Consider the following 236-nt stretch of genomic DNA (forward strand, 5'->3'; position numbering starts at 1 on the left):
GGGCGGCCACGGAGGCGGGCAGTACGGGCGTGAGACCGCCCAGGCCCACCAGCGTGAGGAGTTGGGCCAGGTCGTGGCCCTTGCTGCGGGTCTCCTCGATGTACCCGTGCAGGGTGTCGGCCGTCACGCCCAGGTCGGCGACGGTCACCCGGTCCCGGGCCGCCAGCGGATGGCCGGCCGCGAGTGCCACCACGCGCCCCTCGGTGGCCAGCGTCTCGGCGTCCAGGCCGGTGCGG

At 76.3% G+C, this 236-nt stretch carries 1 pseudogene; it reads right to left on the reverse strand.

Annotation, left to right across the window (positions count from 1 at the left end):
• Positions 1 to 236: pseudogene (locus J0695_RS37675) on the reverse strand (LysR family transcriptional regulator); the annotation flags it as partial.

Origin of the sequence: Streptomyces beijiangensis, assembly GCF_017315755.1 — a bacterium.
GTDB classification, from domain to species: domain Bacteria; phylum Actinomycetota; class Actinomycetes; order Streptomycetales; family Streptomycetaceae; genus Streptomyces; species Streptomyces beijiangensis.